General features: G+C 67.2%; 13 protein-coding genes. 4 read left to right on the top strand and 9 right to left on the bottom strand.

The features are described 5' to 3' along the window. Nucleotides 1–3: 3 nt before the first annotated feature. The 3 genes from KEC55_RS02895 to KEC55_RS02885 form a co-directional block, all read right to left on the bottom strand. Nucleotides 4–957, bottom strand: coding sequence for a 2-hydroxyacid dehydrogenase (locus KEC55_RS02895; protein ID WP_282506667.1), 954 nt, complete (start codon nt 955–957; stop codon nt 4–6). A gap of 69 nt (nt 958–1,026) precedes the next feature. After that, nucleotides 1,027–2,475 (bottom strand): MFS transporter, encoded by a 1,449-nt coding sequence (locus tag KEC55_RS02890; protein ID WP_282506666.1) that lies wholly within the window; start codon nt 2,473–2,475, stop codon nt 1,027–1,029. A gap of 142 nt (nt 2,476–2,617) precedes the next feature. Continuing rightward, complete coding sequence (locus KEC55_RS02885) at nt 2,618–3,391, bottom strand: SDR family NAD(P)-dependent oxidoreductase (RefSeq protein ID WP_282506665.1); 774 nt, start codon at nt 3,389–3,391, stop codon at nt 2,618–2,620. A gap of 151 nt (nt 3,392–3,542) precedes the next feature. Here KEC55_RS02885 and KEC55_RS02880 point away from each other — a divergent pair, with 151 nt between their 5' ends. Beyond that, nucleotides 3,543–4,433: a LysR family transcriptional regulator gene (locus tag KEC55_RS02880; protein ID WP_282506664.1), complete on the top strand. Its 891-nt coding sequence runs from the start codon at nt 3,543–3,545 to the stop codon at nt 4,431–4,433. 89 nt (nt 4,434–4,522) lie between these two features. Here KEC55_RS02880 and gap read toward each other — a convergent pair whose 3' ends face one another. Together gap and tkt are read right to left on the bottom strand one after the other, a co-directional pair. Further along, complete coding sequence (gap, locus tag KEC55_RS02875; RefSeq protein WP_166964849.1) at nt 4,523–5,533, bottom strand: type I glyceraldehyde-3-phosphate dehydrogenase; 1,011 nt, start codon at nt 5,531–5,533, stop codon at nt 4,523–4,525. 87 nt (nt 5,534–5,620) lie between these two features. Next, on the bottom strand, nt 5,621–7,693 hold the full coding sequence (gene tkt / locus KEC55_RS02870) for a transketolase (protein ID WP_282506663.1): 2,073 nt from the start codon (nt 7,691–7,693) through the stop codon (nt 5,621–5,623). Nucleotides 7,694–7,908: 215 nt separating this feature from the next. Here tkt and speE point away from each other — a divergent pair, with 215 nt between their 5' ends. The 3 genes from speE to KEC55_RS02855 all read left to right on the top strand — a co-directional run bounded on the left by speE (nt 7,909) and on the right by KEC55_RS02855 (nt 10,086). Next, a complete protein-coding gene (speE, locus tag KEC55_RS02865; RefSeq protein ID WP_282506662.1) occupies nt 7,909–8,766 on the top strand; it encodes a polyamine aminopropyltransferase in 858 nt (285 codons plus the stop codon). Nucleotides 8,767–8,884: 118 nt separating this feature from the next. Beyond that, nucleotides 8,885–9,301, top strand: coding sequence for a VOC family protein (locus KEC55_RS02860; RefSeq protein WP_129513689.1), 417 nt, complete (start codon nt 8,885–8,887; stop codon nt 9,299–9,301). 17 nt (nt 9,302–9,318) lie between these two features. Next, nucleotides 9,319–10,086 (top strand): 16S rRNA (uracil(1498)-N(3))-methyltransferase, encoded by a 768-nt coding sequence (locus tag KEC55_RS02855; RefSeq protein WP_282506661.1) that lies wholly within the window; start codon nt 9,319–9,321, stop codon nt 10,084–10,086. 78 nt (nt 10,087–10,164) lie between these two features. On the opposite strand, the gene KEC55_RS02850 is transcribed toward KEC55_RS02855, so the two are convergent. The 4 genes from KEC55_RS02850 to KEC55_RS02835 all read right to left on the bottom strand — a co-directional run bounded on the left by KEC55_RS02850 (nt 10,165) and on the right by KEC55_RS02835 (nt 14,812). Continuing rightward, nucleotides 10,165–10,872 (bottom strand): hypothetical protein, encoded by a 708-nt coding sequence (locus tag KEC55_RS02850; RefSeq protein ID WP_282506660.1) that lies wholly within the window; start codon nt 10,870–10,872, stop codon nt 10,165–10,167. A gap of 210 nt (nt 10,873–11,082) precedes the next feature. Further along, complete coding sequence (locus tag KEC55_RS02845; protein WP_175846490.1) at nt 11,083–11,646, bottom strand: barstar family protein; 564 nt, start codon at nt 11,644–11,646, stop codon at nt 11,083–11,085. A 16-nt stretch (nt 11,647–11,662) separates the two neighbouring features. Next, nucleotides 11,663–12,094, bottom strand: a complete 432-nt coding sequence (locus KEC55_RS02840) for a ribonuclease domain-containing protein (protein WP_006476946.1) — start codon at nt 12,092–12,094, stop codon at nt 11,663–11,665. 375 nt (nt 12,095–12,469) lie between these two features. Then, a complete protein-coding gene (locus KEC55_RS02835; RefSeq protein ID WP_282506659.1) occupies nt 12,470–14,812 on the bottom strand; it encodes an NADP-dependent malic enzyme in 2,343 nt (780 codons plus the stop codon). Nucleotides 14,813–14,864: the final 52 nt, after the last annotated feature.

Here is a 14,864-nt window from a genome sequence, read left to right as displayed (position 1 = left end):
TCCTCAGACGACCGGCGTGAGCAGCGGCGCGCCGGCGAAGTGCGCGGCGAGGTTGTCGCGCACGAGCCAGCCCATCGCCTGGCGCGTCTCGATCGTTCCGCTCGCATGGTGCGGCTGCAACAGCACGTTCGGCAACGCGAGGAAACGCGGGTCGATGCGCGGCTCGTTCCAGAACACGTCGAGCGCGGCGCCGGCGATCGCGTTGCGCTCGAGCGCGTCGAGCAGCGCCGGTTCGTCGACGGTCGTGCCGCGCGACACGTTCACCAGATAGCCTTGCGGCCCGAGTGCGTCGAGCACGGCGGCGCCGACGAGATGACGCGTCGCCGGCCCGCCCGCGAGCGTGACGATCAGCAGGTCGCACCAGCCGGCCAGCTCGGCGAGATCGCCGAAGAAGCGGTGCGGGCTGTCCGCGCGCGGCGCGACGTCGAAGTAGCCGAGCTCGACGTCGAAGCCGGACAGCCGGCGCGCGATGGTCGAGCCGATCCGGCCGAAGCCGACCACGCCGACGCGCTTGCCGTAGAGCCGCGTGACGAGCGGCATGTCGCCGTCGCGCCAGGCGCCGGAGCGCACGTACGCATCGCCGGCGCCGATCCGGCGCATCATCGCGAGCGCGAGCCCGACGCCGAGATCGGCAACGTCGCCGGTCAGCACGTCCGGCGTGTTGGTCACGCGGATGCCGCGCTCGCGCGCGGCGGCGAGATCGATCGCGTCGGTACCGACGCCGTAGCACGCGATGATCTCGAGCGTCGGCAGCGCGGCGATCAGTTCGGCATTCGCGCCGAGATCGCCGCGGGTCGCGATCGCGCGCACGCCGGCGCCATGTTCGGCGAGGAACGCCGCGCGGTCGGCGGCTTCCCACAGCCGGTGGACGTCATAGCCGGCCAGCCATGCGTCGTCCCACGGCTGGTAAGGGCCCGTCATCAGCAGGTCGGGCCGCTGGGTCGATTCGTGCGCCATCTGCGCTTGCTCCTGTCGAGATAAGTGGAATGCGAAAGCATGCCGGGCCGCATCGGCCGCCCGGCTCGTTCATGCGTGCCGCGCGAGCGCATCGGCGTCCGGCGCGGGTGCGGCCTGTGCGGCGTCGAGCGGATCGTCGAGATCGCGGTTCAGTGTTTCGGGCATCCGCGATGTCGTAAACAGCGTGATCAGCGTCAGCAGCACCAGATACGCGGCGATCGGCACCCAGGCGCGCACGCCGGCCGCGTGGTCGCCGCCGTGCAGCGCGATCACGGTCGCGATGATCGTTGCGCCGACGAGCGGCGCGATCCCGCCCGCGAGCACGGCCGACACTTCGCGCGAGAACGACACGCCCATGTAGCGATGGCGCGCGCCGAACAGTTCCGGCAGCAGCGCGGCCTGCGCGCCGAGCATTCCCCAGTTCGCGAAGCCTTGCGCGACCGAGATCGCGATCACGCTCGCGACCACGTTCCCCTGGCTGAAGATCCACCACACCGGGAACGCGAGCGCGAGTTGCAGCCATGCGAACGTGCGATACACGCGCACGCGCCCGAAGCGGTCGCTCAGCCGGCCGGCCAGCGGCACCGTGCACGCGCCGACGGTCGCCGCGCACACCAGCGCGAGCGCGCCGATCGGCCCTTTCATCCCGATCACGCCGGCGAGATAGCTGACCGCGAGCGCCTGATAGATCGACGAGCCGCCGTTCTCGGCCATCCGCAGGCCGATGCCGATCAGGAGCGAGCGTTTCGAATGCTGCACGGCGCTCTTCAGCGGATTCGCGGAAACCTGCGCGCGCTTCTCGAGCCGCACGAAGGTCGGCGACTCGTGCAGCCGCACACGCATGTAGATCCCGACCGCGACGATCACCGCGCTGAACAGGAACGGCACGCGCCAGCCCCAGCCGTCGGTGACGCGGTCGAGGTTCGCGAGCAGCAGGAAATAGACGGCGGCCGCGAGCACCGTGCCGAGCTGGATGCCGAGAAACGGCAGCGACGCATAGAAGCCGCGCTTGCCCGGCGGCGCGTATTCGGTCATCAACACCGCGGCGCCGGCCTGCTCCGCGCCGGCGCCGAGGCCCTGCAGGATGCGCAGCAGGATCAGCAGCGCCGGGGCCCAGTAGCCGGCGGTCTCGAAGGTCGGCAGCACGCCGATCAGCGTGCTCGCGACGCCCATCAGCAGCACCGTCGCGGTCAGCACGAACTTGCGGCCGATCCGGTCGCCGAGCACGCCGAACACGACACCGCCGAGCGGGCGCACCGCGAAGCCGACGAAGTAGGTGCCGAAGCTCGCGATCAGCCGCATCTCGGCGGTCTGCGCGGGAAAGAACAGCGGCCCGAACACGAGCGCCGACGCGAGCGTGTACAACGCAAAATCGTAGTATTCGAGCGCGCTGCCGAGCGAGCAGGTCCATGCCGCGCGGTTGAGCTGCTTCGTGTCGACGCCGCGGCGCTCGACGGCTTCGCCCGGCGTACCGGACCCTGCATCGTGCCGCGCGGGCGGCGGGGAAATGCGATCCATCGTTGTCTCCTGTCTCCTGCCTTCCGTTCCGGAACCCGGCCGCGACTCGCGCGACCGGGACATCGGCCCGCTCGTGCGGCGGGCTCTTTTGGAAATTCGGATGCCGGCGCGAACCGGCGCAACGGCGCGCTCGCGCCGCCGCTCAGACGGCGCTGGTCAGGCCGCCGTCGACGAACAGCGTCTGGCCGTTCACGAAATCGGATGCGGCCGACGCGAGGAAGATCGCCGCGCCGCACAGCTCGTCGACCCGCCCCCAGCGGCCCGCCGGCGTGCGCTTGCACAGCCAGTCCGAGAACGCCGCGTCGTCGACCAGCGCGCGATTCAGTTCGGTTTCGAAATAGCCGGGCGCGAGGCCGTTCGCCTGGATGCCGTGGCGCGCCCAGTCGGCGCACATCCCTTTCGTCAGCATCCGCACCGCGCCCTTGGTCGCCGCGTACGGGGCGATCGTCGGGCGCGCGAGTTCGCTCTGCACCGAGCAGATGTTGATGATCTTCCCGTGGCCGCGCGCGATCATGTGCCGCGCGACGGCCTGCGCGACGTTGAACACGCCGTCGAGGTTCACGCGCATCAGCGCCTGCCAGTCGTCGGGTTCGAAGGTGTCAAGCGGCGCGCGGCGCTGGATGCCCGCGTTGTTCACCAGAATGTCGATCGCGCCGACGCGCGTCTCGAAATCGTCGATCGCCGCGCGCACCTGCGCGTGTTCGGTGACGTCGAACACCGCATGGTCGGCAGCAAACCCTTCCTCGCGGAAGTGGCGCGCGAGCGTCGCGGCCTTCTCCTCATTGCGATCGTTGATGACGATCGCGGCGCCGGCTTCGGCCAGCCCGCGGGCGAGCGTCAGCCCGATCCCGCGTCCGGAACCGGTGATCAATGCGCGGCGGCCGTCGAGGCGGAACCGTTCAAGCGCGTTGGTCATGCGTGTCTCCTCGTGCCAGGTGAGCCGGCTGCCCGTCGCGGCCGGTCTCACGTTGACGCTATCTTCGGCCGGCTGCCGGGCCTCGCGCCAATGGTTGTTTTTGATCCGGTTATCATGAAATCTGATTACCGCTCACGGGTGCCCGCCGACCATGGAACTCAAGCAATTGCGCGCCTTCGTCACGCTCGCGGAAGAGCTGCATTTCGGGCGCGCCGCACAGCGCCTGTTCATCGTGCAGCCCGCGCTGAGCATGCAGATCAAGGCGCTCGAGGAAGAACTGGGTGCGCGCCTGTTCGAGCGCGACCGGCACAAGGTCGAACTGAGCGACACGGGGCGCGTGTTCCTGCCCGAGGCACGCGCCACGCTGCAGCAGGCTGCGCGCGCTGAGCAGATGGCGCGGCTGTCGAGCCGCGGCGAGATCGGCACGCTGCGGATCGCGTTCGTGTCGTCGGTGCTGCCCGCACTGCTGCCGGCCGTGCTGCGCACGATGCGCGAGCGCTATCCGCTGATCACGCTCGAACTGAAGGACATGCCGACGCCCGACCAGATCGCCGCGCTGCGCGACCGGCGGATCGATTTCGGGATGATCCGGCTGCCGGCCGCGTATGCGGGCATCGACACGCGCGTGGTGCTCGAGGAAGGCTTCGTCGTCGCGCTGCCGCTCGACCATCCGCTGGCCGCGCACGACGCAATCTCGCCGGCCGCGCTGCGCGGTCAGCCGGCGTTCGTGCTCGCGCGCCGCTATGCGCCGGGCTTTCACGACGACATGCTGCTCGCGCTGAGCCGCGCGGGCACGACGCTCGAGATTGCGCAGGAGTTCGGGGAATTCACGACGATGCTCGCGCTCGTCGCGGCGGGAATGGGGATCGGACTGATCCCGGCGGAAGCCGCCAGCGCGCTGCCGCCGAACGTGCTCGCGCGGCAGCTCGATCTGGCCGGGCATCGTACCGGCATCGGCCTCGCGTGGACCGACCTCGACAGCCCGTTGAAGCGCGCGTTCGTCGCCGCGCTCGAGCAGGTGACGGCAGCGTCAATGCAATAACGGCGGGCAACAAAAAAGCCCGGCCGGAAAACCGGGCCGGGCTCGTTCGCTGCGCAAGCCGCCTCGCGGCGGCCGCGCAACGTGCGGGATTACTTCGCGTTCGCGAATGCGACAGCCGTATCCAGCATGCGGTTCGAGAAACCCCACTCGTTGTCGTACCAGCTCGACACCTTCACGAGGCGGCCCGACACCTTGGTCAGCGTTGCGTCGAACGTCGACGAAGCCGGGTTGTGGTTGAAGTCGATCGACACCAGCGGTGCTTCGTTGTAGCCGAGGATGCCCTTCAGCGCGCCTTCCGATGCTTCCTTCATGATCGCGTTGACTTCCTCGACCGTCGTGTCGCGCTTGGCGATGAACGACAGGTCGACGATCGACACGTTGATCGTCGGGACGCGGATCGCGTAACCGTCGAGCTTGCCGTTCAGTTCCGGCAGCACGAGGCCGACGGCGGAAGCAGCGCCCGTCTTCGTCGGGATCTGGCTGTGCGTGGCCGAACGCGCGCGGCGCAGGTCTTCGTGATAGACGTCCGTCAGCACCTGGTCGTTCGTGTACGCGTGGATCGTCGTCATCAGGCCGGTTTCGAGGCCGATCTTGTCGTTCAGCGGCTTGACGAGCGGCGCGAGGCAGTTCGTCGTGCACGATGCGTTCGAGATGACCGTGTGCTCGGCCTTCAGCACGTTGTGGTTCACGCCGTAGACGATCGTCGCGTCGACGTCCTTGCCGCCCGGCGCCGAGATGATCACCTTCTTCGCGCCGCCCTTCAGGTGCGCGCTCGCCTTTTCCTTCGTCGTGAAGAAGCCCGTGCATTCCATCACGACGTCGACGCCCAGCTCGCCCCACGGCAGTTCTGCCGGGTTGCGGTTCGCCAGCACGCGGATCTTGTCGCCGTTCACGACGAGGTAGTCGCCGTCGACCGACACTTCGCCCGGGAACTTGCCGTGCGCGGTGTCGTACTGGGTCAGGTGCGCGTTGGTCTTCGCATCGCCCAGGTCGTTGATCGCGACGATCTCGAGATCGTGCTTCTTGCCGTTTTCATAAAACGCGCGCAGCGTGTTGCGGCCGATACGGCCGTAGCCGTTGATTGCGACGCGAATCGTCATGGTCTATCTCCTGATGGCTGAAAAAATTCGTTTCGTGCAGCTTCACGGTGCGACGCGCGCGAGGGGTGGCGCGCGTCGCGTATGTCTTTAGGCCAGCACGGCCTTGGCGGTCTCGACGACGTGCTCGACGGTGAAACCAAAGTACTTGAACAGCACGCCGGCCGGCGCCGATTCACCGAACGTGTCGATCCCGACGACGCCGCCTTCGAGGCCGACGTACTTGTGCCAGAAGGCCGTCACACCCGCTTCGATCGCGACGCGGCGCACGCCGTGCGGCAGCACGCGTTCGCGGTATTCGGCGTCCTGGCGGTCGAACACGTTGGTCGACGGCATCGACACGACGCGGGCCGCGATGCCCTGCTGCGCGAGCGGCTCGACGGCCTTCATCGCGAGTTCGACTTCCGAGCCCGTCGCGATCAGGATGATCTTGCGCGCGACGATCTCTTCGTCCCAGTCCTTCAGCACGTAACCGCCCTTCTCGATGTTCGCGATCTGCGAGTCGGTACGCGGATTGAATGCGAGGTTCTGGCGGCTGAAGATCAGGCTCGACGGACGGTCGGCTGCGATCGCGTGGGTCCACGCGACGGCCGTCTCGACCGTGTCGGCCGGGCGCCACACGTCGTGGTTCGGGATCAGGCGCAGGCTCGACACGTGCTCGATGGACTGGTGCGTCGGGCCGTCTTCGCCGAGGCCGATCGAATCGTGCGTGAACACGAAGATCGACGGCACCTTCATCAGCGCGGCCACGCGCAGCGCGTTGCGGCTGTAGTCGGAGAACGTCAGGAACGTGCCGCCGAACGGCTTGTGGCCGCCGTGCAGCGCGAGGCCATTGATCGCGGCGCTCATGCCGAATTCGCGCACGCCGTAGTTGATGTGGTTGCCCAGCACGACGCCCGGGCCTTCCGGATTCGCGCGAACGGCCTTCGACGCCTTCCAGTTGGTCAGGTTCGAGCCGGTCAGGTCGGCCGAGCCGCCGAGCAGTTCGGGCAGCGCGGCAGCCAGGCCTTCGATCGCCTGCTGCGACGCCTTGCGGGTCGCCACCGTCTCGCCGCGCTCGTTCGCGCCGGCGATGATCGCCGCAGCCTTCTGCGCCCAGTCGGCCGGCAGCTTGTTCGCCATCCGGCGCTCGAATTCGGCGGCTTCTGCCGGGAACTTGGCGCGATAGGCAGCGAACGTCGCGTCCCATTCGGTTTCAGCGCGCTTGCCGGCTTCCTTCGCGTCCCATGCCGCGTAGACTTCCTGCGGAATCACGAACGGCTCCCACTTCCAGCCGAGCGCTTCGCGCGTCTTCGCGATTTCTTCCGCGCCGAGCGCCGCGCCGTGCACGTCGTGGCCGCCCGCCTTGGTGGCCGCGCCCTGGCCGATCACCGTCTTGCAGCAGATCATCGTCGGCTTGTCCGACAGCTTCGCCTTCGCGATGGCCGCATCGACCGCGTCGACGTCATGGCCGTTCACGTTCGGGATCACGTTCCAGCCGTAGGCTTCGAAACGCTTCGGGGTATCGTCGTGGAACCAGTTCACGACGTCGCCGTCGATCGAGATGCCGTTGTCGTCGTACAGCGCGATCAGCTTGTTCAGCTTCAGCGTGCCCGCGAGCGAGCAGGCTTCGTGCGAGATGCCTTCCATCAGGCAACCGTCGCCGAGGAACACGTACGTGTGGTGATCGACGATCTTCGCGCCGTCACGGTTGAACTCGTCGGCCATCAGCGCTTCACCGAGCGCCATGCCGACCGCGTTCGCGAGGCCCTGGCCGAGCGGGCCGGTGGTCGTCTCGACACCCGGCGTGATGCCGTATTCCGGGTGGCCCGGCGTCTTCGAGTGCAGCTGGCGGAAGTTCTTCAGCTCTTCGATCGGCAGGTCGTAGCCGGTCAGGTGCAGCAGCGAATACAGCAGCATCGAGCCATGGCCGTTCGACAGCACGAAGCGGTCACGGTCGGCCCAGTGCGGGTTCGTCGGGTTGTGCTTCAGATGGCGCGACCAGAGCGCGACGCCGATTTCGGCCATGCCCATCGGCATGCCGGGGTGGCCGGAGTTCGCTTGCTGGACGGCGTCCATCGCGAGCGCACGGATCGCGTTGGCCATCAGGGTGGTGGAGGCGGGAGACGAAGTCGTCATGTCGAGTCCGGAGAACGAGTCGAGGAAACGGGGGCACGGCGGCATCCGGAAGCTCGAGCGTCAATCGTTCCCGGCGCGCGGTGCGGCGCCTGACGGACGCGAAGCGGACGGAGCCTACGGACGGGGCTGCAAAGCTCGTCATTTTAACAGATGGGCTGACATTTCCCTTGTCGGCGCGTAGTGTTCCGGCACGGTTTTCCGTCAAACCGCCCGCCTCCTATAATTCAGACGTCGGAACTGCCTGCCCCAAAGGCCCGCCCGTGAGCACCACGCTTCTCTTTCACCCTACGCCCCACGCCACCTACGGCTTCCCGAATGCCCGGCGGCTCGCGCACGTCGCGTCCCCGCACCAGCAGATCGAAGTCTGGGAAACACCGCAGCTTGGCCGCCTGTTCACGCTGGACGGCCGGCCGATGACGTCGGTCGGGGACGAATACGTCTATCACGAGTGCATGACGCACCCGGCCGCGCTCGCGCACCCGTCGCCGAGGAAGGCGCTCGTGCTCGGCGGCGGCGACGGCGGCGCGGCACGCCAGTTGCTCAAGCACGCGTGCATCGAGCGGATCGTGATCGCCGAGCTCGACGACGAAGTGGTCGGGATGGCGCGCCGCTATCTCGACGACGTGCACCAGGGCGCGCTCGACGACCCGCGTGTCGAGGTCGTGATCGGCGACGCCGCGCACTTCGTCGAGTCGACCGTCGAGCATTTCGACCTCGTCGTGTTCGACCTCACGCCGCCCGATTCGCCGGCGGCCGGCCTCTATACGCGTGCGTTCTACGCGCGGCTCAAGCGCATTCTCACGCCGTGCGGCGCGATCTCGATGCATCTCGGTTCGCCGGTGTTCCACGCGTCGCGCATCACCGCGCTGCTCGACGACCTGCGCGCGAGCTTCGCGGTCGTCGATCCGTTGTCCGCGCACGTGCCGCTGTACGGCTCGCAGTGGCTGATGGTGATCGCGAGCGACACGCTCGACGCGGCCGCGCTGTTCGCGCACGACATCGACGAACGGCTCGCGGCCCGCCGCGTCCACGGCCTGCGCTACTACGATGCGCGGCTGCATGCGTCCCTCTTTGCCCTGCCGTGCGCGCTGCGCGATACACTGGGCGTTCGCCGCTGAACGTCCGGTCGGCCGCATCGTTCCGTTTTTCCGTCGAGGTCCTGCATGGTTCGCCGTGCGAAGCACGGAACCGGAGCGACCCGGATGCCGCGCCCACCTGGTCCCACAGGAGATTTTCATGACCGATCCACGTCCGGCCAACGTGCCTTGGTTGACACCCTACCTGGCCGTGCGCAACGCACGCGCGGCCATCGATTTCTTCAAGACCGCCTTCGGCTTCGAACTGCGCGACGTGCACGACGAGGACGGCGCGATCATGCACGTCGAGATGACCTATCGCGGCCAGCTGATCGTGATGTTCGCACCCGAAGGCGCGTTCGGCTCGACCGCGCTCACGCCGAAAAGCGCGAACACGACCGCACCGCAATCGTTCTATCTGTATGTCGACGACGTCGACGCCACCTGGCAGCGCGCGCTCGACGCGGGCGCGAAATCGCTGAGTGCGCCGCAGGACCAGTTCTGGGGCGACCGCTTCGCGCAGATCGAGGATCTCGACGGCTACCGATGGGCGCTTGGACACCGTCTCCACGCATGACCGACACCGCAACACGCATGAACGAAGCCACCACCACCGCGGCCGTGCCGCGCTTTTTCGTCGACGCCGCATTGCGCGCCGACGCCACGCTCGCATTGCCGGCCGACGTCGCACGCCACGCACAGGTGCTGCGCCTGCAGCCCGGCGACGTGCTCGCGCTGTTCGACGGCAGCGGCGGCCAGTACCGCGCGCGGCTGGTCGAGATCGACAAGCGCAGCGCGATCGCACAGATCGACACGTTCGAACCGGCCGAAGCCGAACCGCCCTACCGCGTGACGCTCGCGCAAGGCATCGCCGGCGGCGACAAGATGGACTGGGTGATCGAGAAAGCCGTCGAGCTCGGCGTCGCGGCGGTCGTGCCGCTGTCGACGGCGCGCGGCGTCGTGAAGCTGTCCGGCGAACGCGCGGACAAGCGCGTCGCACACTGGCGCGGCGTCGTGCGTGCGTCGTGCGAACAGTGCGGACGCAACCGTGTACCCGAGGTTGCGCCCGTCGCCGGCTTCCACGCGTGGCTCGACACGCTGCCTGCCACGCCGGCCGACGGCGAGCTGCGGCTGCTGCTGTCGCCGCGTGCAAGCATCCCGTTTGCATCGCTGCCCGACGCGCCGCCCGCGGCCACCGTGACGCTGCTGATCGGCCCCGAAGGCGGGCTGTCGCCCGACGAGGAAAACGCGGCGCGCGCTCGCGGATTCACCGCGTTGTCGCTCGGGCCGCGCGTACTGCGCACCGAGACGGCCGGTGCGGCCGTGCTCGCGGCGTTGGCCGCGCGTTGGGGCGGGTGGTAACGAGCAGGGTGTGCCGCCGCGACGCGGCACGGCCCTTCCCCGCTCGCACGCGACGCTGACGCCGCGGTTTATCGCACGTTACTTGTCGCTCGACGCGCCGTGCGGCATCGAATCGGACAACGCCTCGACCACCGGCGTGAGCACGTCTCCCGGGCTACCGGTCGTCCAGCCGCCTTCCTCGAGGCTGTAAATGTCGATCTTGCCCGTCACCGGGTGCGTCACCGGTGCATCGTCCAGCACCTGCGCGATGCCCGAGAAGATCGTCTTGAACGACGCAATGCGCGCCGCCTCGCTCTTCGCACGCCGATTCGGCCCCAGCCTCACCTCCAGTGCCTTCGCGCCCGGCCCCGCATCGGCCACGCGGCAAGCAAATTCGACCGTCGCGATCGTCGCGCCCTCGACGTACGGGTTCGGTCGCTGCGACGACCCGGTCGTCTTGCATGCCGAGCGATTGAGCGCGCGCTGATAAGCGGCGGCCATGCTCTCGACCGACGGACGCAACGCGGCACTCGCCTTCGGCGGCATCGGCTCAAGTATCCCGTCGGCCATGTCCTTGCGCATCGACTCGCCCATCGTCGACAGCCGCTCGATGTCGAGCGCGTCCTTGCCGCTGTAGCTCGCGCGAACCGCGTCGTTGAATTCGCGGGCTTTCGACACGTCGCCGTTGACGAGTGCGCCGATGTAAAGGTCGACGGTCTGCTCGGGTGTCAGCGGTGCGGCATGCACGGCGCCGGCCGCGACCAGCAGGGGCAGCACGACGGCGCGTGCGGAACGGGAAATATTCATGGGAAGACAGCCCTCTCTCGATGTTTGTTGTACGCACCCGATGCGGCGGCTGCCGCAGCCGGGCCGACCGCGATTGTCTCGAAAAATGGCGCCAGATGAAAGGCCGATGTCGGCAAGCGACGGGCGCACCGGCCCGGACGCGTCGCGCAGACGCAAAAAAGCCCGCTCGAGGCGGGCTTCTTGCCGGATCGGCCGCTGGCCGATGCGTGCTTACGCGAACGAGTAGAACACGCGGAACGCGACCTTGCGCTCGGCCCAGAACTCGGCCGCCTCGCGGAACACGTCGAGCAGCGTCTCGCGCCCTTCCTTGTCGAATTTCTGCGCGATCGGCAGCCCTTCGAGGACGATCACGAAACCGGGCTGCGCGCCGGCCTTCGCGACGAGGTCGGTCAGGCAGTCGTACAGCGCGTCGTAGTTCTTCCCGAAATGCTTCGGAAACAGGAACGACGTCGCGATCGTTTCCATCACTTCCTGCTTCGACTGCGCGGCGCCGCAATACGCGAACAGGAAGTGCTGGCCGAGCCGGGTGGCTTCGTCGGCGAGATCCTGCACGCGGAACGCGCGGATCGACTGCACGAGATTGGGTCGCACGGTCGTGAAAAGGCTCATAGGCTCCTCGTTCGATGAAAGCCCGGGCTCGGCTTCCTGTTGCTCCGGCGTGCCGCCAGCCTGTGCCGCCGCGTGCAGTTGAATCACGCGCTGAAACAGATTGCCGTCGCCGGCTGCGAACAGTTCCGCCGCCGCCGTATCGTGCGCGTAGATGGAGTCGCTCATGCCATTCGTCCCGAAGTCATTCAACAATACGTTTAAAACTGTTGTAGTGGTCGCCCGTGTAATAACAGTTGTCGATCCGGCGCAAGGGCCCGCCACAGACGATCCGGCGCGCCCCACGATTGCGGGCACGCGGCGTCGGCACCGTGTACTCATGGTAGTAGCCGCGCTTCGCCTTCGGCAGGATCCGCTCGCGGTTGCCGAATACGACGCCGTCTTTCTCGTACGGATAGGGGCCGCCCGCGCCGATCAGGCCCAGCGTGGTCACGGCCTCGCGCGGAAGACTGGCAGTCGGAATCGTATCGAGCCCGCTGGCGGCCACGTCGGCCGGAACGGCCTCCCGTGCGTAAGCGGCGGAAACCAGACTGCCCGTCGGCGTGCCGACGATACCCATCGCGAACATCGCGAAGACGGACGCGAGCGCGCCGTTGCGGAGCCACTTGCGTGCCATGAACCAGGGTTCCCGCTGTTAAATCAAGTAGTTGACGACCAACAAAGGCGTTAGCGTAGCGTTATTGGCCGCGCGAATCAATGTCCGTTTGGGAATCGAAAGCGTCGTGATACCCGGAATTGTGCATTTTTTACCGAAATCACACTACATTTATCTTACATAGGATAAAATAAAGGCGGCATCTCTCTTATGGCAAGACCTGCCTCCTTGCCTCGCTCGCTATCAGGAGTGGAGAGATGCTGCTGTTGCCTTGAGGGAAGCGCGTTTGCGCCCTGCCCGCGGCGTGCCCATTGCGGGCACGCCTCTTTTTGCTTTTGTTTACAATTTTCCCGACGCGCCACGCCGGTTCGACCGGCCTGGCGCGTTCGTTTGGGCTCAGCGCGAGGCGTTCACGTCGGCCACCAGCAGCGCCGCCATGTTGACGATGCGGCGAACGGTCGCCGATTCGGTCAGCACGTGCACCGGCTGCGCGGCGCCCAGCAGGATCGGCCCGATCGCGATGTTGTTGCCGGCGGCCGTCTTCAGCAGGTTGTACGCGATGTTGGCGGCGTCGATGTTCGGCAGGATCAGCAGGTTCGCTTCGCCTTCCAGCGTCGATTCCGGCAGGATTTCCTTGCGCAGCGCCGCGTCGAGCGCGACGTCGCCGTGCATCTCGCCGTCGACCTTCAGCTCCGGCGCGCGTTCCTGCAGGATCGCGAGCGTATCGCGCATCTTCTTCGCCGAAGGCGCATTGCTCGTGCCGAAATTCGAGTGCGACAGCAGCGCGACCTTCGGCTCGATGCCGAAACGGCGCACTTCTTCCGCCGCCATGATCGTGATCTCGGCCAGTTGCTCCGGGGTCGGATCGACGTTCACGTGCGTATCGACGAGGAAAATCTGGCGGCCCGGCAGCACGAGGCCGTTCATCGCCGCGTACACGCTGCAGCCCGGGCGCTTGCCGATCACCTGGTCGATGAAGTGCAGGTGACGGTGCGTGGTGCTGATCGTGCCGCAGATCATCCCGTCCGCTTCGCCCTTCTTCACCAGCATCGCGCCGATCAGCGTCGTGCGGCGGCGCATTTCGACGCGCGCGAGCTGCTCGCTGATGCCCTTGCGCGCCATCAGCTTGTAATACGTCTGCCAGAAATCGCGGTAGCGCTCGTCGTGCTCGGTGTTGACGACCGTGAAGTCGACGCCCGGATTCAGGCGCAGGCCGTAGCGCTGGATACGGTGCTCGATCACCGACGGGCGGCCGATCAGGATCGGCTTGGCCAGTTTCTCGTCGACGATGATCTGAACGGCACGCAACACGCGCTCTTCTTCGCCTTCCGCGAACACAACACGCTTCTTCTCTTCCTGCGCGGCGCGCGCGATCTGGAAGATCGGCTTCATCGTCGTGCCGCTGTGATACACGAACTGCTGCAGGTGGACGCGGTACGCCTCCATGTCCTCGATCGGGCGCGTCGCGACGCCACCGTCCATCGCCGCCTGTGCGACGGCCGGCGCGATCTTCACGATCAGGCGCGGATCGAACGGCTTCGGGATCAGGTATTCGGGCCCGAACGACAGATCCTGGATGCCGTATGCGGTCGCGACGATGTCGCTCTGCTCGTGCTGCGCGAGCTCGGCGATCGCGTTGACGGCCGCGATCTCCATTTCACGCGTGATCGTCGTCGCGCCAACGTCGAGCGCGCCGCGGAAGATGAACGGGAAGCACAGGACGTTGTTGACCTGGTTCGGGTAATCGGTGCGGCCGGTCGCGAGAATCGCGTCGGGGCGCACTTCGAGCGCCGCTTCCGGCAGGATTTCCGGCGTCGGGTTCGCGAGCGCGAGGATCAGCGGGCGCTCGGCCATGCCCTTCACCATCTCCGGCTTCAGCACGCCGGCAGCCGACAGGCCGAGGAAGATGTCCGCGCCGTCGATCACTTCGGCCAGCGTCCGGGCGTCGGTTTCGCGTGCGAAACGCTCCTTGTCCGGATCCATCAGCTCGGTGCGGCCCTTGTAGACCACGCCGGCCAGGTCGGTCACCGTGATGTTCTCGAGCGGCAGGCCGATGTCGACCAGCAGGTCGAGACACGCGAGCGCGGCCGCGCCCGCGCCGGAGGCGACGAGCTTGACCTTCTTGATGTCCTTGTTGACGACCTTCAGGCCGTTCGTGACGGCCGCGGCCACGACGATCGCGGTGCCGTGCTGGTCGTCGTGGAACACCGGGATCTTCATCCGCTTGCGGCACTCGCGCTCGACGATGAAGCAGTCGGGCGCCTTGATGTCTTCCAGGTTGATCCCGCCGAAGGTCGGCTCCAGCGCGGCGATCACATCGACGAGCTTGTGCGGGTCCGACTCGTTCAGCTCGATGTCGAACACGTCGATGCCCGCGAACTTCTTGAACAGTACGGCCTTGCCTTCCATCACCGGCTTCGACGCGAGCGGGCCGATGTTGCCGAGACCGAGCACCGCCGTGCCGTTCGTGACGACGCCGACCAGGTTGCTGCGCGCGGTGAAGCGCGCCGCGTTGAGCGGATTCTCGACGATCTCCTCGCACGCGTACGCCACACCGGGCGAATACGCGAGCGCGAGGTCGCGCTGGTTGATCATCTGCTTGGTCGGGGCGATCGCGATTTTCCCGGGGGTCGGGAATTCGTGATAGTCGAGCGCGGCTTCGCGGAGCTTGGCTTTGGAGGAGGCTTGAGTAGACATGTGTCTCGTGGCGGGCGGATTAGAATAACTGTTCGACGGCATTGTAGCGCCAATCATCTGCCGCCAGACCGGCGATTCGGGTGCAACAGCCGCG

Source organism: Burkholderia cepacia (genome assembly GCF_029962485.1).
GTDB lineage: Bacteria > Pseudomonadota > Gammaproteobacteria > Burkholderiales > Burkholderiaceae > Burkholderia.
Note: the sequence above shows the minus strand (reverse complement) of the source record. Positions and strands in the feature narration are given on the sequence as shown.

What these genes read in the sequence shown, in the direction of transcription:
- KEC55_RS02895 (WP_282506667.1), bottom strand. Translation starts at nt 957, where the DNA reads ATGGCGCACGAATCGACCCAGCGGCCCGACCTGCTGATGACGGGCCCT.
- KEC55_RS02890 (WP_282506666.1), bottom strand. Translation starts at nt 2,475, where the DNA reads ATGGATCGCATTTCCCCGCCGCCCGCGCGGCACGATGCAGGGTCCGGT.
- KEC55_RS02885 (WP_282506665.1), bottom strand. Translation starts at nt 3,391, where the DNA reads ATGACCAACGCGCTTGAACGGTTCCGCCTCGACGGCCGCCGCGCATTG.
- KEC55_RS02880 (WP_282506664.1), top strand. Translation starts at nt 3,543, where the DNA reads ATGGAACTCAAGCAATTGCGCGCCTTCGTCACGCTCGCGGAAGAGCTG.
- gap (WP_166964849.1), bottom strand. Translation starts at nt 5,533, where the DNA reads ATGACGATTCGCGTCGCAATCAACGGCTACGGCCGTATCGGCCGCAAC.
- tkt (WP_282506663.1), bottom strand. Translation starts at nt 7,693, where the DNA reads ATGCCGCCGTGCCCCCGTTTCCTCGACTCGTTCTCCGGACTCGACATG.
- KEC55_RS02860 (WP_129513689.1), top strand. Translation starts at nt 8,885, where the DNA reads ATGACCGATCCACGTCCGGCCAACGTGCCTTGGTTGACACCCTACCTG.
- KEC55_RS02855 (WP_282506661.1), top strand. Translation starts at nt 9,319, where the DNA reads ATGAACGAAGCCACCACCACCGCGGCCGTGCCGCGCTTTTTCGTCGAC.
- KEC55_RS02850 (WP_282506660.1), bottom strand. Translation starts at nt 10,872, where the DNA reads ATGAATATTTCCCGTTCCGCACGCGCCGTCGTGCTGCCCCTGCTGGTC.
- KEC55_RS02845 (WP_175846490.1), bottom strand. Translation starts at nt 11,646, where the DNA reads ATGAGCGACTCCATCTACGCGCACGATACGGCGGCGGCGGAACTGTTC.
- KEC55_RS02840 (WP_006476946.1), bottom strand. Translation starts at nt 12,094, where the DNA reads ATGGCACGCAAGTGGCTCCGCAACGGCGCGCTCGCGTCCGTCTTCGCG.
- KEC55_RS02835 (WP_282506659.1), bottom strand. Translation starts at nt 14,812, where the DNA reads ATGCCGTCGAACAGTTATTCTAATCCGCCCGCCACGAGACACATGTCT.